This is a genomic window from uncultured Turicimonas sp. (assembly GCF_902477955.1).
In the GTDB taxonomy this organism is placed as follows: Bacteria; Pseudomonadota; Gammaproteobacteria; order Burkholderiales; family Burkholderiaceae_F; genus Turicimonas.
The window spans coordinates 36,474-58,819 of sequence record NZ_CABSJB010000009.1; the positions used below are offsets into that span (position 1 = coordinate 36,474).

The following is a 22,346-nucleotide window of genomic DNA, read 5'->3' on the forward strand; positions in this document are numbered from 1 at the left end:
CGAATCTTGTTGGATTTACTCAAATGGCATTAGAAGTACAGGTAAAAGAACCGGTGCAATAAGCGCGGTTACCAAGCCTGTTAATCCGATTGCCAAACTTGCATAAGTGCCGGCTTCTTCACTGATTTGGAATGCTCGAGAGGTTCCGATTCCGTGAGACGCAAGACCTAAAGAAAAGCCTCGGGCCGGAGCAGAATCCACTTTCAAAAGTTTAAAGATAGGGCCCGCGATTACACCTCCCAGTACACCCGTTAAAACAACAAAGGATGCGGCAAGAGCAGGCATACCGCCCATTTTTTCAGCGACCGTCATTGCGATTGGAGTAGTTACACTCTTCGGTGCCAAACTAATCATCGTTTCCGGACTCGCCCCTAGAGCGCCGGCGATAAGAACCGCTGAAACAATGGCCACAATAGAGCCGCTGAATAGCCCAAGCACAATAGGAAGCCAATTTTTGGCTAATTGAACTCTTAAGTCATAAAGCGGAACTGCAAGGGCAACGGTAGTTGGGCCAAGTAAAAAGTGGATGAACTGCGCGCCGTCAAAATATGTTTTATATGAGGTGCCTGTAGCCGTAATAAGCAGAATCACTATCAAAATTGCGACGGCGACCGGGTTGGCTAAAGAATTCCAATTCGTGAACTTATAGAATCTTTGAGCTATTGCATAAGCAGCTAGAGTCACGGCCAGCCAAAAAAGGGAGGAGGTAGACAGGAAGGTCCATATTTCATGATAATCAGTCATGTGTCAACTCCTTTTGTGTCTTTCTTTTGTTGAGCCAGATAGTCGAATACTTAATGACCAAGCTGCTGGTGATGATGGCTAATGCTGTGCTGATAACCAAAGAAGCAGTGATGGCCAACCATTCTGTTTTGATTCTTTCAACGTGCAGCACAATGCCTACACCGGCCGGAACAAAGAGGACGGCTAAATAAGAAATTAATACCAGTGCAATTGGTCTCACATACTCCGCCAGACTATCAATAGAAATTAGACAGAGCAGTAAAAGAAACATTCCGACCACCGCTCCCGGGATGGGCAGATGGAACATGAGTTCCAATACGTTTCCGATAATTTGGAAAACTAAAAGTAAGGTTAGACCTACGATCATTTTGAATGAGTGAAAATTAAAGGCGCTTAATGCGCCTGGAAGATTAAAGTTTATTTATTTCGTCGATGAGCTTATCGACATCTTCATCTTTCGTTGCCCAACTTGTGCAGAAACGGGTAATCAGTTCCGGCTCGCCTGTATCGGGCCAGATGAGAAATGCGAACTTCTCTTTAAGCTTGTTGATGGCATCCTTAGGAAGGATGGGAAATTGCTGATTTGTAGGAGAATCGATCCAAAGCTTATATCCTTTAGAAAGGAAAGCTTTTTTGATTCTTTCCGCTTGTTCGACTGCTTTACGGGAAATGTCAAAGTAAAGATTATCCTTGAACAGCTCTTCGAACTGAATTCCTAAGATTCGGCCTTTTGCCAACATGGCGCCATTTTGCTTAATGAGGCTGCGGAAGTCTCGATCGAGTCCTTTGTCGCCGTTAAAGACGATAGCCTCTCCGAAGAGAGCGCCGACCTTAGTGCCTCCGATATAGAAAATATCCGTGACACGGCTTAAATCAGGTAATGTCAAGTCATTGTCTTTACTGGCAAAACCGTAGCCGAGGCGAGCACCGTCAAGATACAGCGGGATGTTGTATTCACGGCAGACATCATGAAGAGCGGATAATTCGGCCTTTGTATAAACAGTTCCAAGTTCGGTAGGAGAGGAGATATATACCATTCCCGGCTGAACAATATGCTCATGAGTGTCATCAGCCCAATAATCGGCTAGATAAGCTCTAAGGGTTTCAGCTTTTAATTTGCCGTTTTCCGGCTTAAGCGTAACGACTTTATGTCCGGAAGATTCAATGGCTCCCGCTTCATGATGGGCGATATGTCCGCCTTCAACGGACACAACACCCTGATGAGGCCTCAGAACCTGAGCGATGACTACTTTATTGGCCTGCGTACCTCCGGAGACTAAATAAACTCTGGCGTCTTCGTTTTCGCAGGCTTTCTTTATCAATTCTTCAGCATTCTTGGAATGAGGGTCTAAACCATATCCGCAAGTCTGTTCGAAATTGGTCTTCTGAAGGGCCTCCAAAATTTTTGGATGACATCCTTCAGCGTAATCACATTCAAATCTAATCATTTTTAATGAGTGAGGTCTTTAAGGAAACTGATTAAGAGAGGAACAGGACGGCCGGTAGAGCCTTTTTCTTCTCCGCTGCTCCAAGCTGTTCCGGCGATATCTAAGTGCGCCCAAGGAGTTTTGCCGACAAATTCCTGAAGGAAAGCGGCAGCAGTACAAGCACCTGCACCGGGGGCGCCGATGTTTGCTAAATCTGCGAAGCGGCTCTTTAATGCTTTAGTGTAAGCACGGCCTAAAGGAAGTCTCCAGCACTTATCTAAAGAGTTTTCTCCGGCTTGGAGAAGCTCTAACGCCAGCTCTTCGTTATTGGAGAAGAGACCGGTATATTCGTGACCCAAGGCAACAACGCAGGCGCCGGTCAAGGTAGCGGCGTCCACAACTAAAATCGGTTTAAATTTGTCGATAGTGTAGGAGAGAAGGTCGCAAAGGACTAAGCGGCCTTCGGCATCGGTATTGAGCACTTCAACGGTCTTGCCTGAATAGCTGCAGAGGATGTCTCCCGGTTTAACGGCTGAGCCGCTCGGAAGGTTTTCAGTACAGCCGATTACTCCGACAATATTAATAGGAAGCTTAAGAGAAGCGGCAGTAGCCATTGCTGCCACAATAGAAGCAGCACCTGACATGTCATACTTCATTTCGTCCATGCCTTTTGCCGGTTTCAAAGAGATGCCGCCCGCATCGAACGTCAATCCTTTGCCTACTAAAGCAACAGGCGATTCTTTCTTTTGTCCGCCGTTGTATTCCATGACGATCATGTAAGCCGGCTGTTTGGATCCGGCGGCCACGCCTAAGAAGCAGCCCATCTTCAATTTATTAAGAGCTTTTTCTTCGAAAACTGTGACGTCAAACTTCAAGGAAGAACCCAGTTTCATGCACTGTTCAGCCATATATTTAGGCGTGCAAAGATTGGCCGGAGCGTCTCCCAGTTCTTTGGCCAGCTTGATGCCTTTTCCGATAACAGCACCTTCAGCAAAGGCTGTTGTTAATTCAGGAGTCTTCTCTTCTACGAATAAAGAAACGGATTTCGGCTGCTTCCATGCCGGACGGTCAGGGTTAGACTTGTAGTCTACGGACTTCTCTAAAACATCAATAGCAGTACAAGAAACTTGCTCAGCAATCCATTCAGGAGAAAGATCAAACCAGTCAGTGCAAGAGATAACAGCTGTTTTAACAAAGTAAACAGCTTTGAGAGCAGAAGAGAGAGCCTTCTGGAAATTTAAGACACCATCTTCTTCTTTGCCGAGACCTACAACGACAAGTCTTTTAGCCGCAATTCCAGGAAAGTTCGGAAAGATGCCAACGGTTCCAAGACAACCGGTTGCGTCACCTTCTTTAATTAAGGAAGAAAGCGCATTCTTAGAAGCTTTGTCCACAGCTTCGGCAGATTTCGTTAATTTTCCTCGATAAATACCGACTATAAGAGCGTCTGTTTTCTGATTAAGGAGTTTTCCTGCAGCGAGTGTTAATTTCATCTTTATCCTCGTGTTTACTTTTTTGTTGTCAAGGAATTATAGTCAGCCAACTTCGTTAAAACGTTTATCCAACAACGACCTGAGCCTTTTGATGCTTGATTTAGTATGCGGCTTGCAGCAGATGCAATCTTCTTTTCGAAAATCCTTTGTCTAACGCTGTCTGCGGAAAGCCCAAGCCGCCAAAGGCATAGTGATGCCGGCGATAATCAGCATCGGAATAATTTCATTTTTAATATGTGCTATTCCGGCGTCAGCAAGGTATACGGAATGCACGACTTCCAGAGCATACCTCAGCGGATTCAGATAGGTGATGTATTGGAAGAAAGGAGGCATGTTTTCGACCGGCGAGACTAAGCCGGACAGGATCACCATCGGAATAATAAATACGAAGCAGAACACAATGGCTTGCTGCATATTCTTCGACATGGAGGAGATAGCCAGCCCAATTCCAACGGAACTTGCCGTGAAGCATAACAAGCCTAAAAACATGAGGAAAAAATTTCCTCTGAACGGGATGTTGAACCATAAGACGGCGATAATGCATACCAATATAGCTTGCAGTAAACCGATGATAATTGGCGGAGTTGCTTTGGCAAGAAGGATCTGAGCGGGAGAGTAGGGAGTCACCAAAAGCTGGTCAAAGTTTCCTTGTTCTCGTTCTCGAGCAACGGAAAGACCGGAAAGCATTAGGACTTGAATAAAACTCAGAGTTCCGCACAGCGCTGTGACAAAGTTCCAGCGTGTTAAAAGATTGGGGTTGTACCAGGCTCTATTTTCAAATTCCAGGGCGGGTTTAATTTGAAGATTCTCTTTGGCATATGAGCCGATGATTTGACTTAGCTCTGCGGCGGCAAGAGAAGCTGTTGTAGAGTTCCTTCCATCCAAAATTACTTGTATTTTGGCCGGAGTGCCCTGTGCTATTTGAGAGGCGAAGTCACTTTGAAAATGGATCGCCATCATGGCTTTTCGAGGGGAAATTAACTCTTTAAGTTCTGCAGGATTATTTTCTTTGGCATAAAGAGTAAAGATATGGCTCGCTTCTATTTTTGCGATGATCTCTCGAGAGTATTTGCTATTGGATTCGTCAATCAGAACAAAAGGAACATACTTCAAATCAAATGTTGCAGCGTAGGCAAATAGAAAGACCTGAACAAACAAAGGAACGATAAGAATAAATCTCGACTTTCTTTCCTTGAGAAGAACGGAAGTTTCTTTCCAAAGGAGGAAACGCTGCCATCTTAACCAGTGAAGAAACTTTGTAATCATTATTTTTTCTCCAGAGTTTTCTTAAGGGTTTTATTGGTTAAGTAAAAGAAAACAGTGAGGTAAAGGAACAGAATAGCCCAGTCTTTCCAAATCACCGTCCAGTTATCTCCTGAAAGGAATGCTCCTCGGAGCAGTTCAATAAAATATGTCGGAGGCAGGGCATAAGCAACCACAGCGATAAAGTCCGGAACATTTCTTAAGTCAAAGACGAAGCCGCTTAAAAGTACTGAAGGCAAAAAACTTACAAGCAAAGCGATTTGACAGGCCAGAAACTGAGCTTTTAATCCGCCTGAGATCAACAGGCCTATACCCAGAGAGGTTAAGAGGTAAAGAATGGAAGACACCAAAATCACAAAGAAAGAGCCTTCCATTGGAACGTTGAACACCAATAAAGCCGCTTCCAAAGTAATTATGAAACCCCCGAGTCCCAATAGAAAATAAGGAATGATCTTTGAAAGAAGGATTTCTGTTGTGGTAACCGGAGTTGAGAAAAGCATTTCCATCGTGCCTCTTTCCCATTCACGGGCAATGACCAAAGCAGTCAAGAAGGTTCCGACCAGTGTCAGAACAATAGCAATAATCCCCGGCACAAAATACCAAGTGGAAGAGTTGGCAGCGTTATACCAAAGTCTTTGCTCCATTACTATCGGAGTACTATTTTGCATCCCGAGTTTATTTAGGGAAATTAAAACCGATTGCTGTACATAATTTTGAAGGCTGTTAGCCGAGGTGGTGTCAACTCCATAGACAATAATTTGAATTTTGGCCTTTTGATTCATTAAGTCGGCCTGGAAGTTCTGAGGAAAGACTACAATCCCTCGCACTTTCCCATCATCAAAGAGCTTTTCAGCTTCTTTCATCGATGTCACGGGAAATGGCGTGATGTAAGGCGAGCCTCTGAATCCTTCAACGATAGCGTTAGTAACTTTTCCGGGAGATTGATTGAATACAGCGACTTTTGCATCGGTTAAATCCAACGAAATGCCGTAGCCGAAAATAAAAATGAGGAGCAGGGGAAGCAGAAGTCCCATGGCGATGGAGCTTTTATCCCGCATTAACTGCCGTGTTTCTTTAACTGTTAGAGAGGCAGTTCGTCTCCACGAGTTCTTTAAGGAAGTAAAGTTCATGATTTACTTCCTTTTCTATCGTTCTCTACGATTCTAAGGAAAGCTTCATCCATAGAATCGGTATTGTTTAGGCCCGCTATTTTCTTAATTTCGGCCGGAGAGCCAAGCGCGAGCATTCTTCCTGCAGCTTGAATTGCCATCTTTGTGCAATATTCCGCTTCTTCCATAAAGTGGGTTGTAATGATGATGGTTTTTCCAATATCTGCTAATTTATTGATGGTTTTCCAAAAGGCTCGTCTTGCCAAAGGGTCGATACTGCTGGTAGGTTCATCCAAGAAAAGAATTTCAGGGTCATGAATTAAGGCCGCAGCCATTGAGAGTCTTTTCTTAAATCCTTCATTGAGTTTGTTCGAATCCACGTTCATCATAGAAGAAAGTTCAAACTGCTCGGCCATTTCATTTACACGAGAATCTAGAAAGGATCCGTCCAGGCCGTAGGCTCCTCCGAAAAATGTCAGGTTTTCTTTTACCGTAAAAGTCGGATAAAGCGAGAAGAATTGAGCCACATAACCGATATTTTTACGGGCTTCTGCTCGGGCCGTGCGAAGGTTATAGCCGGCAACACTGATTTTTCCGCTTGTCGCAGGAATTAATCCGCAAAGCATTTTGAAAGTGGTTGTTTTTCCAGCTCCATTGGGGCCGAGTAATCCGAATATTTCACCTCGGGACACCTGGAAAGAAGTTTGGTCCACAGCAGTGAAATTTCCGAATTTTTTGACCAAATCTTCAACGGAAATAAGTATTTCGGAAGGATCCGGTTTAACAACAGTTAAATCTTTTAAATCAATCGTGCCGAAAGTTTCATGGCCTGCGGTGTGCTCATTGGCCTTTTTAAGAGTAGCAATAAAAGCGTCTTCCAGCACGGGCGCGAGAGGTCTGACGTCTAGAATGTTGAATTTCTCTTTAATATCTTGCTTTGTCAGCTCTTTTTTGAAGACGGCTTTAACGCCGTTTCCGCGCGGGATGGCATCAATAACGTCAGGTGAGTCAGCGACTTTTTCAAGAAGCTTCCTTGTATCTTTTTCTGCACAAGGCAGATAGAAAACCTGGTTTTGATAAGGAGAAGTCAACTCCGAGAGAGTTCCTGTGCTTAGAACTTTTCCTTCGTTCAAAATGTAAATTCGATCACAACGTGCAGCTTCGTCCATGTAGCCTGTGCTGATTAATACACTCGTGTTCCTGACTTCCGCGACTTTACTTAAAACGTCCCAAAGCTCTTTTCTTGACAAAGGGTCAACGCCTGCGGTCGGCTCATCCAGTATTAGAAGCTCCGGCTTACTCACAAGAGAACAAGCAATTCCGAGTTTCTGTTTCATGCCCCCGGAGAGCTTTCCTGCGGGACGGTTTATAAAAGGAGCAAGAGCCGTCATCTGAAGAAGCTCGTCATACACAGCTTTTCTTTCGTTCTTAGGGATTCCTTTCAGGTCTGCAAATAAATTCAGATTTTCAATAATGGTTAAATCTTCGTAAAGACCAAATTTCTGGGGCATGTAGGCAATTTTGTCTTTAATTTCATCAGACTGATCTTTTAGATCTTTGCCGAAAAGCAAAATTTTTCCTGAGGTTGGATTTAGAAGTTTTTCTACTAAACGGAAGAAGGTGGTTTTACCTGCACCATCAGGTCCGATTAACGCGACCATTTCTCCTTTTCTGACAGTTAAGTCAAAATCAATGAGTGCGTGCGCCGGTTCTCCTCCTTTTACTTCCGGAGGAAAATCTTTGCAGAGTTTTTGGGCATGTAAGACAACTTCTTCCAATTGACTACCTTTGGAAGGAAACGGTTGCGGGCATGCCTAAGCGGAGGACATTATCCTTATCATCTACGTTGACTCTGACTTCATAGACGAGATTTGTTCTTAAATCCGGTGTCTGAACCGTCTTAGGAGTGAATTCTGCAACAGAAGAAATAAAACCTACTTGGCCCGGTATTTTTTTATCGGGGAAGGAATCAATGGTGACAAAAGCCTCTTGTCCAGGCTTAATTTTTCCTAGATCCGTTTCATTGACGTAGGCTCGCACCCACTTAGGTGAGTAGATAGCCAAAGAAAAAACCGGCTTAGAGGAAGCTGCCATATCTCCTGGCTGCAAATATCGGTTTCTGATTACCGCATCTAACGGGGCCGTCAATTCACTTTGCTGAAGTTTTAATTCCAGTAAGCTTAATTCAGCTTGGGAAGCCTTCCATTGTTCGTAAGCTTGTTGAATGGCTTCCTTACGCGGTCCAATCTTTACAAGTTCATAAGCTTTCTGAGCTGCAATTAATTGGTTTTTATCAACATTAAGCTGTGCTTCTGCTTGGTCTAAGTTTTGCTGGCTTATACCCTGACCCTTTGTTGCACGAAAAATTTCTTTGACTCTTTCCAAATCTTTTTGAGAAAGGGCTAGTTTAGATTGGGCAGCATCGACATTAGCCTTCGCCTGAGCAATTTCTTCCGGACGAGAACCATTTTTTTGAATTAAATAAGTTTGGTAGCTGGCATTGACCGCTGCTTTCGCTTGTTGAATCTGAAGGAGAAGGGTATCAGTGTCTTGGGTTGCTAGAACTTGATTCTTTTTAACAACGTCTCCTTCTTCAACGAGTACTTCTTTAATTCTTTCCGGCCAAAGAAAGGCTAATTCCACTTGGCGTATATCGACATTCCCATATAACTTTAGTTCTCCCGATTGTCGATGGCTTTCGTAATACCAATATCCTCCGGCCCCCAGAGCTGCGGCGAGACCAAGGACGGCAAAAATTTTGAGTTTTGTCGACATAACATCCTCTTTTTCTATATATGAAAAAGGATAGACGAAACGGAGAATATAAGCGAGTGCTATTGATCTCAGAATTTGGAATTCTCAACTGTGTGAATAAACTGCCTAATCTCTTGCAAAGAAACGGAAGAGAAAAAATTTTTTTATTTGGCCAAATCTTGACGGAAAACTTAATTCGCCAGTAATTGCTGGGACCTAGAATCTAAGCACAGACTACTGGAGAATTTAAATGAAAGCCGCCATTCCTCCTTGGGTTGTTTTTCACGTGCCGCATGACTCCTCTTACATTCCTCCTCAAGTTCGTCAAAGTATTTATCTTAATGATGAACAGCTTAACAAGGAGTTGTTGTGCATGTGTGATCTATGGACATTGGTCTTGTACGGCAATGGAATACCCTTTGCTCAGATAGTGTCGTCGCCTGTTTGCCGATTAGTAGTAGATGTTGAGCGCTTTTCCGAGGACAAAGATGAAGTAATGGCTCAAAGAGGTATGGGGGTCATTTACACTGCTACTCATAGTTTAGGATGTTTGAGAAAATTCCCAAGTAGGTCGGAACGCAGAGCTCTTCTTAATAACTGGTATTGGCCTCACCATTTTCAATTATCTAGAAAGGTGAATCTGGCACTCGAAAACTATGGAAAAGCCTTAGTTGTTGATTTACATAGCTTTGCCTCAAAAGCACTTCCTTATGAAGGAAATTCAGGAGAGAGGCCCGAAATATGTATTGGAACAGATCCGTTCCACACCACGCTGGAAATTCAGAAAGCGTTTTTTTCTGAGTTCTCCCGCAGTTTCGATACCGGCTTTAACTCGCCTTTTTCCGGAGCATTAGTGCCAATCGAACATTACAAGAAAGATAGAAGAGTGAGTTCTGTGATGATTGAGACGAGACGTGATTTGTACGATGATGAAAGAAATGGAGAACTTCTCACGACTTTTGTACGGGTCTCTAAAAGACTTCAAAAGTGCCTGTCGACGGCTATAAGTGAATCTTTTTAACGAAAGGGCGGTGAACCTCATTCTCTTGTTAATCGAAAAGCTTTTATTGAACATCTTTCTAAATTGAGAAATGGAGCAGAGAAATACCTTGAAGAAGGACACGTTTGATAATTAGTTCATTCGCCAAAAAACTCCGTCCGAAAGGACGGAGAGGAATCACCGTCCGCGATATTGTTTAAGGAAAGAAAGAGGAGTTTGTCCAAAAGTATTTTTGAAATTTTTAATAAAGTAACTGGTCGAATTAAAACCACAGCTTCTTCCAACTCCCTCAACAGTTCTATTTGAAGAAAGAAGCATTTGAGCGGCTAAATCCATTCTTTTTTCCAGGATGTAAGACGAAATTGTGATGCCGAGGGCTTCTTTAAATAACCGACAGCACTCTTCCCGACTAAGGTTTACTGCGAGGGATATTTCTTTCAGAGAAATAGGTTCGGTGATGTTAGCTTCAAGAAATGTGATTATCTGTTGGCTGACTGCAAAAGCTCTATCGTTCCTGTCATTTTTAGAAGAAGTTTTTAAGAAGGGAAGGGTTTGATGCCATATCTCTAGAACCAGAGAAATCAATTTGATTTCATTTCCAATCTTCTTTTCCTTTTGAATTTCTTCTATTGCTTCGATGTTTTTTAGCAATGGACTGGACGAACATCTGTCGGTTTTTATTGAGAAGTATTTTGTGGCTGAGGGAGAGATAAAAGGATAGATCAAGCGCTGAGAGAGCTCGGTTCCAACCGAAGAAACTAAAATTTTTGGTGAAAAGTTTAGACAGATATAAGAGTTGGAAGTATGGGGAATAGTTGGCCTAGCCATGTGAAGGACCCTGGAGTTTACGAAAAATCCTTCGCCGGTTTTCAGACGAAGATAATTATCCACAACCCTAAAATCAATTTCTCCGCCGGTAACCAGACAGTATTGCAGTTCGTTATGCCAGTGCCATCCGACGTAACCGAGGACATTTCTTTCTAGATAAGTTCGGTAGATTGCTAAGGGTATACCTTCGGTTACGTGATGGGTAGTTTCTTGTAAATTACAATCGATTGGGATCTGAGTAACTTGCATCTTATCTACCTCAATATTTTTATATTTTATCGGAGAAAAGTTCTATTTCAATTTATTTGCCTTTCTAAAATTTTCCCTAGGATTTAATTGACAAGGAGAATCCCATGAAAGGAACACTTACTCAAAAACGGCAGGAACAGCTTCTGGAAACTTATAAAAAAGCAATCCAGACAAGAAGTTACTCAAATGAAGAAGAGAAGTTAGCTAAATTTCTTCAAACCGTCATGTTGGATTTGGGCTTCGATGAAGTTCATATTGATCGAGTCGGTAACGTGGTTGGAAGAGTAGGCAATGGCCCCGTGGTTATCCATTTCGATTCTCACATGGATACAGTTGCAGTAAGTGATGCGGAAGAATGGACTGCTCCTCCGTTCGAGGCAAAAGAAGTTGACGGAATGATTTATGGCCGCGGTTCAGTCGATATGAAGGGCGGTCTGACTGCATCTATTTTTGCAGCTGCAAATGCCAAGGAACAGGGCTGGTTAGAAGGCAAGACTGTTTACGTGACAGGATCTGTTTGTGAAGAATATTGCGATGGTGTTTGCCTTGAAAACTTCTATGCCGATCACAAATTGGTTCCGGATTATTGTGTAATCTGTGAACCCTCCGATAATGTCATCACCTTAGGACACACTGGAAAAGTTCAGGCAAGAATAAAAACTTTCGGAATCTCTGCCCATGGTTCAGCTCCTGAGAAGGGAGTGAATGCTGTTTATGAAATGGCAGAAATTATTCAACAAGTTGAAAATCTCAACAAGACACTTCAATCAACCCCGGGGAAAGGTACGATTGTTTTATCCCAGATAAGCTCAGTTGCAGTTTCTTTGAATGCGGTTCCCGATCAATGCGAAATTTATCTCGATCGTCGACTTCGATTAGGAGAAACAGTAGACGACGTAAAGAAGGAATTGGATGAATTGGTAAAGGGTAAGAATGCCAAGTGGGAACCTGGAACTTTGGTAATGAATTCATGGACTGGAGAAAAGTTGGTGTATAAGCCCATTCACAATCCATGGAAAATTTCGATGGAAGATCCTCTCACTACGGCAAGTATTGAAGCCTATGAAAAAACTTTTGGGCATGAACCAAAGAAATTTGATTTTTGGGATTTCGGAACAAACGCAGTCGTGCCGGTTTCTCTTGGAGTCAAAACAATCGGTTTTGGTCCGGGTGAATATAAATTGGCCCACATGCGTGATGAAAGATGTGATCCGAACCAAGTAGTTCAGGCCTGTGAGTTCTATACTAATTTAATCAAAAACCTGCCTGAGGAAAAGCAAAAATAAATGTCTTCTACTATCGAATGTCTTGTCCTTCCTCCTGAAGGAAACTGCTCGGAAGATTTCGGAACGGCTGCGGCCCTCGGTTCTTTAGAGTTTCATAAGAATGTTCCGGGATATGAGCCAACAAAATTATCCGATCTAAAAGCTCTGTCAAAGAAACTTGGTGTCGAGAACTTTTGGATAAAAGACGAATCCTCCAGATTTGGTCTGAATGCTTTTAAGGTTCTTGGAGGAAGTTTCTGCCTTTTCAAAGTAATTTGTGAATTACTGGGATTGGATTCCAACAGACACTCCTTTAAGGATCTTCAAGCGCCCGAGGTTGCCCAATCAATCTCCAAAATGACATTCATCACAGCAACTGATGGAAATCATGGCAGGGGAATCGCTTGGAGTGCAAAAAAACTTGGAGCGAAATGTGTTGTTCTTATGCCCAAAGGAAGTTCCTCAGAGCGTTTGGAGAATATCCAAAAGCTAGGGGCCGATGCTTGGATAACCGACGTTAATTATGATGCTACCGTCGCAATGGCAGCTGACATGGCAGAAAAGAATGGTTGGACGCTCGTTCAAGATACTTCTTGGGACGGTTACGAAGAAATTCCAACCTACATTATGCAGGGCTATTTGACAATGGCCAAAGAAGCTCAGGAACAGCTGGGAGAGGAAGTTCCAACTCATGTTTTCCTCCAAGCAGGTGTGGGCTCGATGGCAGGAGCAGTAGCTAGTTTCCTAAAGTCAGCTTACGGGGATAGGGCTCCAGAAATCGTAGTTGTGGAGCCGTTTTCCGCGGATTGTATCTATAAAACAGCCGCAGCCGATGACGGTGAGTTGAAAGTCGTGGAAGGTGATTTAAAAACTATCATGGCTGGACTGGCTTGCGGAAAACCTTGTACCCTCGGTTGGAAAGAGCTCAGAGCTTGCGCATCGGCTTATCTAAGAATTCAGGAGTCGGTGGCAGCAACAGGTGTCCGAGTCCTTTCAAGTCCTTTGGAGGATGATCCAAGAATTCTGGCTGGCGAGAGCGGGGCGGCTCCGATAGGCGCAGTTATTGCACTTCTGGCGGATCCGAAACTCTCTGAAATTAAGAGCAAATTACAGTTGAATGAATCTTCAAAGATCTTGTGTTTTTTAACTGAAGGAGTGACCGATAGAAAGAGCTTCTTAGAAATTGTTTGGGAAGGAAAATTTCCTTCCGAGATCTAAAAGTGAAGAGTGGGCGGCGGTCCTTAAAAGGCATGAAAGCCCGGACATACATAAGCGGTGTCGAAGTTGGCCGCGCGCCCATGGTTCGAATTCTAATTTCGTGTTTATTAGAAGCTTTCAAAGCTCACCTCAATCTGAGTTTATTTTTATTTTTAAAACCAAATTTGAGGAGATGGAGTAAATAGAGAAATGAGCTTAGGAAAGGACGGCCTCTAAGATTTTCTGAAACTCTGAATTCATAAAAAATACCTTTGATTTGTTCCGAGTAGTTTGAAGAAGGAGGAGAGTGCACTGAAAGAAAATCTTTTTCCTTCGTATTTAAGAAACTTGAAAAGCTAAAATTTCAAGATCTTCATACGGGTGCGAAAATGCCTCTTCCAAACGATTTAAAAGACAGATTCATAGAGATTGTTGGAGTAAATCACGTCCTAACGGATCCCTCGCTATACGGTCCGTACACCGATGACTTCACAGACCACTACAAATCCCAGCCCCTGGTTATTCTTAGGCCTAACTCTACGGAACAAATCAGCCAAATTATTAAACTTTGTGCTGAAAATCGTTTGGGGGTCGTTGTTCAAGGCGGCAATACGAATTTGACAGGATCAGCGTCTACCTCTACTCCAGATTCAGAAGTTCTTATCTCGCTAACCAGAATGAAAAATTTAGTCTCCGTTGATACCAAAGGGGACTCCATGGTTGTTGAAGCGGGAATGACTCTCGCAGATGTTCACAAATGTGCGGAAGACAACGGTAAGTTTTTCCCGCTTTCCTTTGCAGCAGAGGGCAACGCTACTATCGGAGGCTGCTTAGCGTGCAATGCGGGCGGGGTTGCGGTTTTGAGATACGGCACCACAAGAGAGTTGGTGCTTGGAATTGAAGTAGTTTTACCTGATGGTCGTATTTGGAATGGCCTCCGTTCTTTGAGGAAAGACAATACCGGCTATGACTTAAAGAATTTATTCATGGGCTCAGAAGGAACCTTAGGTGTAATTACAAAAGTTGTTCTGAAGTTATTCCCGATACCCAAAGAAAAAGAAACCTCTTTAGTTTGTGTTGAATCTCCGGCGAAAGCGGTTGCTCTTTTGAATCGTGTTAAAAATTCTGCCGGTTCTTTGCTTACAGCCTTCGAATTAATTAGTGAAAAACCAATCGGCCGAGTCAAGAAAAATCTTCCTGATGTTGAAGTTCCGGAACTCTCGTCGTCTCCTTGGAAAGTATTGCTCGAATTGTCTTTATTTGAAAAAAAGGAAGAGTCAGTCCTAGAAAGTATTCTTGAGCAAGCGTTTGAAGCAGAAGAAATAACAGATGCAATTATTGCTAACTCTTTGAAAGACAGCCATAAATTCTGGCATGTGAGAGAATCTATTCCTCTGGCGGATAGAACGGAGGGAGGCAGTATTCACAGCGATATCAGCCTTCCGATTGCAAGCATCCCGGAATTTCTCGAAGTTTCTTTGAAGAGATTAAAGGAAGAGTTCCCTTGGATTGAAGATTCTATTTTCGGACATCTTGGAGATGGAAATCTTCACTACAACTTTGTCAGCCCGGAGGATCCAACACTGACTTACAGATTCGAAGAAGAAATCAGAAGGAATTTATATACCACAGTGATGGAATATAACGGCTCAATATCAGCCGAGCATGGTATCGGAATGCTCAAAAAACATCATAATGATGAGTTTAAGGATCCCATCGAACTGGAACTGATGAAGAAGATTAAAAATGCCATCGATCCGGAGGGCATTATGAATCCAGGTAAATTAATCTGACAGCCGAAGGTACGGAAATGACAAAGTTAGGCACCGGAACAGAAAAGGAAACTATTTCGCAGCAAATCGAGCCGGAAGTTGATATCACTGAAGAAGTCTTAGATGACGGTTATTTGGATGTCATGGAAGATAAGACTGTAGTTATCTTTGCTGTGGGGGGCACCATTGCTACCAAAAAAGACGGCGAGGGCTATCTTGTTCCGGCAGCTTCGGGTGAAGAACTCTGCAAAAAAGTCCCTGGCTTGGATGACTTGTGCAATATTGAAGTTATCAATTTCTCCTGTGTTCAGTCCACAGCTGTGACGCCGGAGATGATGCTTGAAATTTCAAAGCAAGTTCAGGAAATTCTTAAACGTCCGGATGTCTCTGGTGTGGTGATTACTCACGGGACCGACACTTTGGAGGAGACTGCTTATTTTCTTAGCATCTCTTTATCCGATGAATTCCAGAATGAATATTTCAAACCGATAGTTCTCACCGGTTCAATGCGGGGAGCAGATGCGGTAGGAGCAGACGGTCCGGCAAATTTATTGGCTAGCGTTAAGGTCGCTTGCCATGACGTGAAGGAAGATATCCCGAGAGTGGTGGTCTGTATGAATAACGAGATTCATGCAGCCTCCAGAGTACAAAAAGTTCATTCGGATAATGTTGCCGGATTCAAATCTCCTTCTTGGGGACCTGTCGGTTATGTGGATGACGATCTGGTCTATTTCAGAGCAGGTGCTTTGGATTTAGACATGGGATTTAACTTTCCGACACCCGAAAAATTGACAGCAAAGGTTGGCATAGTTAAAGCCGTGACAGGAGATAAAGGCGAACTTGTCGATTATTTTACGTCTCAAAAAATAGACGGGTTAGTCATTGAAGGTTTCGGAAGAGGAAACCTCCCACCGGAAATGATGCCGTCTATTAAAAAAGCGATAGATTCCGGAATTGAAGTGGTTATTACTAGCCGGACGCCGGCAGGAAGAATTTTGGATTCTTATGGGACACCTGGCAGTGTGAAGGACTCTATTCAGCTTGGTGCAGTCATGGGCGGAGAGTCAACCTCGGCTAAAGTGCGTTTGCTCTTGTTGTATATCCTTTCACAACCAAAAGCTCAGGAACTTCGCCGTGAAGATCCCGAGCTTTTCAGAGCGTACTTACAGGAATGTTTGGATCCCGTACTCAGCGAACGTCTGTTCTCTATTAAGGCTTAACACCTCTTAATTCATAGGTACAGAGTAGATATTTTGGCCGTTAATTGAGAGCAATAGATTATCGTTATCATGGGTGAGAAGGATGTTGGAGACAGCATCGTTTCCTTCCATCTTGTAAGTACCTTTGGGTAGGAAGCCGACATAAGGAGCAACGGATTTTCCTTCTGCCGGAGAAACTTTGAAAGAAAGTTCTCCAATCTTATTAGAGTCTTTTGTAAATCTAAAGTTGCCGTTAAAGGCAATTTTGATATTTTTAGCGTCAACATAAGAAGGAAGGACTTCTAAGCCGATTTTTCCGGTGGTGATAGCAGTTAGCAACTGTTCAGAAGAGGCTCCTAGATTTCCTAAATAAGGAAGATTTTCTTGACAAGCAACAGGGTTGGCAGTGCAGAAGTCATCACCGTACTGGTCATAGAAAAGAGCCGAGTAGGGAGAGGCAGATGCGTTCCAATCCATTTTTAATTTAATGTCTGCCTTTGGAATATTTACAGGAATGATGGACTTGTAGTTTAAGTCATCTAAACCAACCTTGAAGTTTTGGATGAAGTTGGTCTTTTCTTTTAAAACTTCGGTATTGAAAGAGAAATTAGCGAATTTAATATCTCCGCCTAAGTCTTTCTGATTTAGGTCAACCTTTTCCAAGTCATAAGAAAACTTAACCGGGGTTAAAGAGTTCTTGTCTGAATAAGACTGGAAGGTCTGACTTCCAATAACTAATTCTCCGCCGTCACTGTTTCTTGTGTTGAACTTTTTAAGCTTAATTGTCCCGATATCAAATTTGGTCTGAAATTGGGAAAGGCTTTCCGAGGAAAAACCTTCTACCTTGCTTAAAAAAGTGGTTTTACCTGCGGTACGGTCAACAGAAATATTGACATCGTCAATGTTTGCAGAAAACGGTTGCGTTGTGAAAGTAGCTGTTTTTGGAGTGAAGCGGTAATTAAAGTCAACTGCTAAGGTAGGGTGCATCGAGTTAAGAACAAGATTGTCTTTGTCGAATTCGTCAATCTTAGTCAAATGAAGAACGGCTTTCGGAGAAAAGCCAAGATTGACAACACCTTCTGAGACAGCGAGAGGTTTAGCGGTTTCGGAGATGTCCTTTAAATAAAGCTTGAGTTGGAGTTCTCTTGCAAAAAAAGTTTTCTTTGTGATTTCTCCGCTGACTGTCACTTCATCGGTGCCAAGGACTTTATTAATGTTTGCAATAGTTTCATCAACTTTTTGTCCTTGGTAGTAAATAAAACCTGTATAGCCGGCAATGCCTAAAAGAATAATAGCGACTGCCGGTGTTAAAAATTTCTTCGAAGAAGAGCTCAATTTATTCTCCATATTTTTGTTGTCGTCGGGTCATTCTAATTTCTTTTTATCGCCGTGCAGCGAGAGTTCTAGATTCTGAAAACAGGAATAGGATGATAGAACTCCAAATAAAAGAAAGCGGGAGCAACTGTTCTGTATTAAAAGGCTCTTTGAAAATAAATATTCCCACTAACAAAGTAAGTATCGGATTGATATACATGCAGAACCCAAGGACGTTCAACGGCAGATTTAAGGCTGCATAAGAAAAGGCAACCATAGGAATTGTTGTGATGACGCCGGTTGAGACAAGAACCCAGGTAAGATCTTCGGCCGGATTTCCGGAGAAGAAGTGGCTTGTGCCGAGGTGGTTTAAAGTAAAGATATAGACCAAGGCCATGGGCAGCATCAGACCGGATTCAATCGTGTTGCTTATCCATGGATCCACTTTTATTTTCTTCTTTAAGGCCCCGTAAATGGCCCAAGTAGAGGAGACACCAACAGCTATCCAAGGAATTCTTCCTAGCTGGAAGACCATGATAAGCAAACCCAAGAAGGCAAGGAGGATACTGGCCCACTTAAGCGGCGGAAGTTTCTCTTTGTAGAAAAGGACTCCAAGAAATACAGAAATTAAAGGAGTCAGAAACATGCCGATGCCAAGTTCTACCACTTGGTTGCTGTTAACGCCATAGATGTTGATCCACCAATTCACTCCAGCAAAAGCCGCGGCGAGTGTTAGACAAATAGCATATTGTTTTTGTTCGGCTAAGTAATGAAAAGTTTCTTTGAACTTGTGGAATTTTTTGAAAATCACCAGTAATAGGAGCATTACAAGCAAAGACCAAACGACGCGATGGGCAACGACTTCCCAACCGCCGGCTTTGCCGAACATTTTCCAAAAAATCGGAAGGAATCCCCATACTAAATAGGCTGAGGTCGCGCCGATAAGTCCTAATTTTCTGTTCTCTCCGGACATAACGAAAAGGCTCGGTTAGCCGAGCCTATTAAATAGATTTAGTTATAAATTACTTATAGAGTTTGCTGATAACGTCTTTAGCAAACACTTCCTGATCTTTTAATAATTGACCAAGTTGTTTGTCATCCTTGAAGTCCATAGAAAGACCGGCTTTCTTGTGTGCTTCGATAGTTGCGGGATCCTGCATTGTCTTCTTGAAAGCATCAACATAGAACTTGATGATTTCAGGAGATGTGCCTTTAGGTGCAACGATAGCGCGTGCAGAACCGTACCATTCCGGATAAAGACCTTTTTCGCCTAATGTCGGTACGTCTGGAAGTTCAGGAGCACGTGTCGGAGAGAAGACAGCTAAAACTCTCAATTCAGGTTTGTCTCCCTTAACCAGCTTAGCCACGTCAGCAACTTTAGCGCATGTGAAATCAACTTCACCCTGACGCAAAGCTAAGAGCTGGTCAGCTGTACCGCCGTAAGGAACTGCTTTGTAATCAAACTTACCGCTTTGTGCGAGAAGCTGAGCTGCAGTGTGGTTGGAAGCCTTAACGCCGTTTGTAGAAGCCTTAAGCGGTTTCTGTTTAGCAGCGGCAACCAAGTCTTCGATTGTCTTGTAAGGAGAGTCAGCCTTAACAGCGACAACACCGGATTCTGTCAAGTGGTTGGCGATAGGAATAACGTCAGAAACAGAGAACGGAGCTCCTTTCTGAGCGGCTAATGTTGTGAAAGTCGGAAGGTTGATAAAACCGATTGTGTGACCGTCTGGTTTGGAATTAACCAAACGTGTCCAGCCAATCTTACCGTCGCCGCCGGGAAGATTCTGAATGACAAGGGTCTTGCCCACATATTTGCCGGCTTCTGTGGAGAGAAGGCGAGCACCTGTATCTGTGCCGGAACCTGCCTTGTAAGCAACGATAACGTTAACGTCGCTTGTCGGAGCCCAAGCCATGGCTACAGGCATTGTCATTGCAACGGCAACGGCTAAAAGTACTTTTTTCATTTGTCTAAATCCTCCTAGGGATAAGTTGGTTTGATTTGTCTAAAAATTTAAATATTTGTTTCCGAGTAAGCCATATTCTACTCAGCTTTACCGCATGGAGTCCATTACTTATTTGTTGGCTCTGTGCTCTACGTGCTTTTCCCACTTGGCCATGAGCCACGGAGAAAGCGTACCGAGGACGCAGAGAAGTATAAGCAGCCAGCAAAGCGGAGTACTGAAGAGAATAGCGGGATCGCCATCGCTTAGGTATAAGGATCTTCTCAATCCGTTTTCGCCGATCGGGCCAAGAATTAAACCTAAAACGATAGCTGCAGCGTTCAAATCGAACTTTCTGACGAGGTAACCGATGAAGCCGAAAAGGAACATCAGAAGAACTTCATCGAAATTATTATGAATGGCAAAGGAACCTACAACGCACAGAAGGAAGATGGACGGAATCAAAATAGAATCAGACAATCTAGAAACTTGCGCAAAGATTCTGCAGCCTAGTAATCCGACTGCCAACATCGCAAACTGAACTAAAACGAAACCGGCAAAGAAGGTGTATGTCATCGGAGCATAAGTAGAGAAGAGCTCCGGACCGGGTTGGAGACCGTGAATGATCAAGCCGCCCATTAATACTGCTGTTACGGATTCACCCGGGATGCCTAGAGTCAAAGTCGGAATCAAAGAACCGCCGGTAACAGCGTTGTTTGCAGCCTCTGAGCCGGCCACGCCTTCAATGGAACCTTTTCCGAATTCATCTTTATGCTTAGAAAAACGGCGTGCTTCGTTATAACCCATAAAGCAAGCAATCGTTGCTCCGGCGCCCGGCAAGATGCCAAGGATGTTTCCAATCATCCAAGAGCGTGTAATAGTTGGCATTAAACGCTTAATTTCTTGTCTGGAGAGTAAAAGACTGCCTGAGAATTTTGCGGCTTTTGCTCTTTCCTTGATCTTCTTTTCGGCAAGGATAAGAACTTGAGACATAGAGAATAAGCCAATCAAGGCGCACGTTACGTTGACGCCGTTATAAAGGCTTGCTTGACCGAACATGAATCTTTCTACGCCTTCCATCGGGTCCATTCCGACGGTGGAGATCAAGAGACCAAGAATGCCGGAAATGAAACCTTTAAGTAAAGATTTGGAGGAAACGCCGGCAATAATCGTTAAACCGAAAATAGAAAGCCAGAAGTATTCCGGGCTCTTGAACTGCATAGCAAGTTCAGCCAGGAAGGGAGAGAAGAAGTACAGGGAGATACAGCTTAACAAACCCCCGCAGAATGAAGCGAAACATGCAACTGCTAAGGCCTTGGCTGCCTGGCCTTTCTTAGTTAATTCATATCCTTCGATAGCGGTAGCTGCAGAAGCAGGGGTGCCCGGAGTATGAATAAGAATGGCTGAAATTGAACCGCCGAAAATTGCACCGCAATAAATACCGCCCAATACGATAAGACCGGTAGCCGGATTCATACCGAAAGTGACCGGAAGCAGAAGAGCCACACCCATAGCAGCCGACAGTCCGGGTAAGCAACCAATCGTAATACCCAGAGCTGTTGCGGCGATCATCAAGACGAGAGTCAGAGGATTTAAAGCATGAACAAAACCTTCGCCCATTAAAGTGATTGTTTCTAACATGATCTCTCCTTATTCAAACAAAACACCCAAAGGAAGAGGTACCTTTAGGAACATAGAGAAGACCAAATAGGTCACGCCCATTACGCAAATGCAGGAAATAACAGCAGGAATAGGTTTGACCTTAAGAAAGAACTGAGCAAGGATCAGATAGAGAACACTGGAAATATAGTATCCGAGATAATTGACCAGTGCTAAGTAAATGACGCACCCAATGACAACTCCAAAAAACTGAGAAGGAATAAATCCTTGGAAGATTTTTCTGAAGTCATTAATGAAAAGTTTATGACGTTTAAAATGCCAGATCTGTTGGAGAAGAAGCAGGGTATTGCAAACGTAAAGGGCTGAGATAAGGATTAGAGGATAAGATTGAGCGCCTTCGGGGAGCTGCAATGTCATCACTAAAAACCAGGTTGCAATCGCATATATAACTACGATTACGCCGATGTCTGAGTCTTTCATAATTTGGCTTTGGAATTAGGTTTTTTAAAATGAGGCAAGCTCTTTTTGTTCATCGTTTAGGAAAAACCTAAACTGTAACAGAGTGTATTCTAGGAGGAAGCAGAAAGTTTGACAACAAGCGATTACCTCTCCATTAAGGCTAGAAAGCTTGTTTGGTCGAAATAAAGCTGAATTTATACCTCCGAAGAAGAAACATTATTGCATAATTGAGAAAAGAAGAGGCGAACCGAATTCGCCCGTACTTTGACCGTGTCATCAAGAAGATTGAAGCATTAATAAGTAATTTGAAACTATCCTTCACGGCACAGGCTCTTTGGGGTTACCTTGCAAGAATGAAGGCAGATTTGGACATTGTTTGTACAACACAATCCAAGAAGATTACAGCGGGTGATAAAACGCCAATTTGATATTGAGATTCTGGATGACATTATCCGATAGCTGATAAGCGGCGAACCGCTTTCAGAGAAAAACAAAAACCACTCACTGGTAACTGAGATGGTCAGATTCAGCCAGCCTGCTTACTTATCTATCTGATTAAAAATAACTTATGGCTACTGGCCTTGGTGCGAACTGGAACACATAGTGATTTGTTTGTGAAATATCAGAAATTTGCCAGGTGTCTTTTTCTGGTTCTCCAAAAATTATCTGATTTGAGTTGTGTTCCAGTTCGCTGAGCCTGTTACTTTCCAGAC

The 22,346-nt window shown here is 43.1% G+C and carries 19 protein-coding genes; 5 read left to right on the forward strand and 14 right to left on the reverse strand.

Annotated features, from left to right (window positions below; genetic code table 11):
• Positions 1–15: 15 nt before the first annotated feature.
• The 8 genes from RDK53_RS04135 to RDK53_RS04170 form a co-directional block, all read right to left on the reverse strand.
• Entirely contained in the window at positions 16–744 is a 729-nt protein-coding gene (locus RDK53_RS04135) for an LrgB family protein (protein WP_277036909.1), read from the reverse strand.
• A complete protein-coding gene (locus RDK53_RS04140; RefSeq protein WP_308513423.1) occupies positions 737–1,111 on the reverse strand; it encodes a CidA/LrgA family protein in 375 nt (124 codons plus the stop codon). Before RDK53_RS04140 ends, RDK53_RS04135 begins: the two co-directional genes overlap by 8 nt.
• A 43-nt stretch (positions 1,112–1,154) precedes the next feature.
• On the reverse strand, positions 1,155–2,192 hold the full coding sequence (locus RDK53_RS04145) for an aminotransferase class I/II-fold pyridoxal phosphate-dependent enzyme (protein WP_308513424.1): 1,038 nt from the start codon (positions 2,190–2,192) through the stop codon (positions 1,155–1,157).
• A gap of 2 nt (positions 2,193–2,194) precedes the next feature.
• Entirely contained in the window at positions 2,195–3,664 is a 1,470-nt protein-coding gene (locus RDK53_RS04150; RefSeq protein ID WP_308513425.1) for a leucyl aminopeptidase, read from the reverse strand.
• 150 nt (positions 3,665–3,814) lie between these two features.
• On the reverse strand, positions 3,815–4,930 hold the full coding sequence (locus RDK53_RS04155) for an ABC transporter permease (protein WP_308513426.1): 1,116 nt from the start codon (positions 4,928–4,930) through the stop codon (positions 3,815–3,817).
• Positions 4,930–6,057: an ABC transporter permease gene (locus RDK53_RS04160; RefSeq protein ID WP_308513427.1), complete on the reverse strand. Its 1,128-nt coding sequence runs from the start codon at positions 6,055–6,057 to the stop codon at positions 4,930–4,932. Before RDK53_RS04160 ends, RDK53_RS04155 begins: the two co-directional genes overlap by 1 nt.
• On the reverse strand, positions 6,054–7,814 hold the full coding sequence (locus tag RDK53_RS04165) for an ATP-binding cassette domain-containing protein (protein ID WP_308513428.1): 1,761 nt from the start codon (positions 7,812–7,814) through the stop codon (positions 6,054–6,056). Before RDK53_RS04165 ends, RDK53_RS04160 begins: the two co-directional genes overlap by 4 nt.
• 4 nt (positions 7,815–7,818) lie before the next feature.
• A complete protein-coding gene (locus RDK53_RS04170; protein ID WP_308513429.1) occupies positions 7,819–8,811 on the reverse strand; it encodes an efflux RND transporter periplasmic adaptor subunit in 993 nt (330 codons plus the stop codon).
• A 229-nt stretch (positions 8,812–9,040) separates the two neighbouring features.
• Between RDK53_RS04170 and RDK53_RS04175 the strand changes: the two genes are divergently transcribed.
• Positions 9,041–9,811 carry an N-formylglutamate amidohydrolase gene (locus RDK53_RS04175; RefSeq protein ID WP_308513430.1) on the forward strand — a complete coding sequence of 257 codons (771 nt, stop codon included), beginning with the start codon at positions 9,041–9,043 and terminating at the stop codon, positions 9,809–9,811.
• Positions 9,812–9,967: 156 nt separating this feature from the next.
• Here RDK53_RS04175 and RDK53_RS04180 read toward each other — a convergent pair whose 3' ends face one another.
• A complete protein-coding gene (locus tag RDK53_RS04180; protein WP_308513431.1) occupies positions 9,968–10,867 on the reverse strand; it encodes an AraC family transcriptional regulator in 900 nt (299 codons plus the stop codon).
• Positions 10,868–10,971: 104 nt separating this feature from the next.
• On the opposite strand from RDK53_RS04180, the gene RDK53_RS04185 reads away from it, so the two are divergent.
• The 4 genes from RDK53_RS04185 (at position 10,972) to RDK53_RS04200 (ending at position 16,321) form a co-directional block, all read left to right on the forward strand.
• Entirely contained in the window at positions 10,972–12,153 is a 1,182-nt protein-coding gene (locus tag RDK53_RS04185) for a YgeY family selenium metabolism-linked hydrolase (protein WP_308513432.1), read from the forward strand.
• Positions 12,154–13,350: a diaminopropionate ammonia-lyase gene (locus RDK53_RS04190; protein ID WP_308513433.1), complete on the forward strand. Its 1,197-nt coding sequence runs from the start codon at positions 12,154–12,156 to the stop codon at positions 13,348–13,350.
• Between the two features lie 368 nt (positions 13,351–13,718).
• Positions 13,719–15,122, forward strand: coding sequence for an FAD-binding oxidoreductase (locus RDK53_RS04195; protein WP_308513434.1), 1,404 nt, complete (start codon positions 13,719–13,721; stop codon positions 15,120–15,122).
• A 17-nt stretch (positions 15,123–15,139) separates the two neighbouring features.
• Positions 15,140–16,321, forward strand: a complete 1,182-nt coding sequence (locus RDK53_RS04200) for an asparaginase (protein ID WP_308513435.1) — start codon at positions 15,140–15,142, stop codon at positions 16,319–16,321.
• A 6-nt stretch (positions 16,322–16,327) separates the two neighbouring features.
• Here the strand turns inward: RDK53_RS04200 and RDK53_RS04205 are convergent, their stop codons facing one another.
• The 5 genes from RDK53_RS04205 to RDK53_RS04225 form a co-directional block, all read right to left on the reverse strand.
• Positions 16,328–17,635: a hypothetical protein gene (locus RDK53_RS04205; RefSeq protein WP_308513436.1), complete on the reverse strand. Its 1,308-nt coding sequence runs from the start codon at positions 17,633–17,635 to the stop codon at positions 16,328–16,330.
• A gap of 46 nt (positions 17,636–17,681) precedes the next feature.
• The gene (gene rarD, locus RDK53_RS04210; RefSeq protein ID WP_308513437.1) at positions 17,682–18,587 is read right to left on the reverse strand and encodes an EamA family transporter RarD; all 906 of its coding nucleotides are present in this window, start codon (positions 18,585–18,587) and stop codon (positions 17,682–17,684) included.
• A gap of 49 nt (positions 18,588–18,636) precedes the next feature.
• The gene (locus tag RDK53_RS04215) at positions 18,637–19,578 is read right to left on the reverse strand and encodes a tripartite tricarboxylate transporter substrate binding protein (protein WP_308513438.1); all 942 of its coding nucleotides are present in this window, start codon (positions 19,576–19,578) and stop codon (positions 18,637–18,639) included.
• Positions 19,579–19,686: 108 nt separating this feature from the next.
• Entirely contained in the window at positions 19,687–21,195 is a 1,509-nt protein-coding gene (locus tag RDK53_RS04220; protein ID WP_308513439.1) for a tripartite tricarboxylate transporter permease, read from the reverse strand.
• Positions 21,196–21,204: 9 nt separating this feature from the next.
• Positions 21,205–21,654 (reverse strand): tripartite tricarboxylate transporter TctB family protein, encoded by a 450-nt coding sequence (locus tag RDK53_RS04225; protein WP_308513440.1) that lies wholly within the window; start codon positions 21,652–21,654, stop codon positions 21,205–21,207.
• Between the last annotated feature and the right edge of the window lie 692 nt (positions 21,655–22,346).

Bases quoted from the DNA above. Each gene is read 5' to 3' on its own strand.
- RDK53_RS04135 (WP_277036909.1), bottom strand. From the start codon at position 744: ATGACTGATTATCATGAAATATGGACCTTCCTGTCTACCTCCTCCCTT.
- RDK53_RS04140 (WP_308513423.1), bottom strand. From the start codon at position 1,111: ATGATCGTAGGTCTAACCTTACTTTTAGTTTTCCAAATTATCGGAAAC.
- RDK53_RS04145 (WP_308513424.1), bottom strand. From the start codon at position 2,192: ATGATTAGATTTGAATGTGATTACGCTGAAGGATGTCATCCAAAAATT.
- RDK53_RS04150 (WP_308513425.1), bottom strand. From the start codon at position 3,664: ATGAAATTAACACTCGCTGCAGGAAAACTCCTTAATCAGAAAACAGAC.
- RDK53_RS04155 (WP_308513426.1), bottom strand. From the start codon at position 4,930: ATGATTACAAAGTTTCTTCACTGGTTAAGATGGCAGCGTTTCCTCCTT.
- RDK53_RS04160 (WP_308513427.1), bottom strand. From the start codon at position 6,057: ATGAACTTTACTTCCTTAAAGAACTCGTGGAGACGAACTGCCTCTCTA.
- RDK53_RS04170 (WP_308513429.1), bottom strand. From the start codon at position 8,811: ATGTCGACAAAACTCAAAATTTTTGCCGTCCTTGGTCTCGCCGCAGCT.
- RDK53_RS04175 (WP_308513430.1), top strand. From the start codon at position 9,041: ATGAAAGCCGCCATTCCTCCTTGGGTTGTTTTTCACGTGCCGCATGAC.
- RDK53_RS04180 (WP_308513431.1), bottom strand. From the start codon at position 10,867: ATGCAAGTTACTCAGATCCCAATCGATTGTAATTTACAAGAAACTACC.
- RDK53_RS04185 (WP_308513432.1), top strand. From the start codon at position 10,972: ATGAAAGGAACACTTACTCAAAAACGGCAGGAACAGCTTCTGGAAACT.
- RDK53_RS04190 (WP_308513433.1), top strand. From the start codon at position 12,154: ATGTCTTCTACTATCGAATGTCTTGTCCTTCCTCCTGAAGGAAACTGC.
- RDK53_RS04195 (WP_308513434.1), top strand. From the start codon at position 13,719: ATGCCTCTTCCAAACGATTTAAAAGACAGATTCATAGAGATTGTTGGA.
- RDK53_RS04200 (WP_308513435.1), top strand. From the start codon at position 15,140: ATGACAAAGTTAGGCACCGGAACAGAAAAGGAAACTATTTCGCAGCAA.
- rarD (WP_308513437.1), bottom strand. From the start codon at position 18,587: ATGTCCGGAGAGAACAGAAAATTAGGACTTATCGGCGCGACCTCAGCC.
- RDK53_RS04215 (WP_308513438.1), bottom strand. From the start codon at position 19,578: ATGAAAAAAGTACTTTTAGCCGTTGCCGTTGCAATGACAATGCCTGTA.
- RDK53_RS04220 (WP_308513439.1), bottom strand. From the start codon at position 21,195: ATGTTAGAAACAATCACTTTAATGGGCGAAGGTTTTGTTCATGCTTTA.
- RDK53_RS04225 (WP_308513440.1), bottom strand. From the start codon at position 21,654: ATGAAAGACTCAGACATCGGCGTAATCGTAGTTATATATGCGATTGCA.